The sequence below is a fragment of the Bradyrhizobium sp. Kon10 genome (assembly GCF_055807395.1).
Map to the genome: position 1 here is coordinate 1 of NZ_JBVVOZ010000393.1, position 238 is coordinate 238.

Sequence of the window (238 nt, forward strand, 5' to 3'; positions counted from 1 at the left end):
GAATACCTCAAGGCGCTGCTGCGTCATGAGTCACATGAGGTGTTTGGTTGCCTGTTTCTCGACTCCAAACATCGGGTGCTGGGTTTCGAGGCGCTGTCCGAGGGCACCATCGATGCCGCTCTGGTCTATCCCCGGCAAGTGGTCAAGCGTGCGCTGGCCTACAACGCGGCGGCCTTGTCACGCACGTCTTCATGGTGGTGACGGCCAAGCAGGTCGTAGAGCACACCTTCGCGCAGGG

At 60.9% G+C, this 238-nt stretch carries 1 protein-coding gene; it reads left to right on the forward strand.

Features of this window, described 5'->3' with window-relative positions; translation table 11 throughout:
* On the forward strand, positions 1-201 hold a 201-nt coding region (locus tag AC0L2O_RS37485; RefSeq protein ID WP_473373282.1), incomplete at its 5' end, for a JAB domain-containing protein.
* Positions 202-238 lie beyond the last annotated feature (37 nt).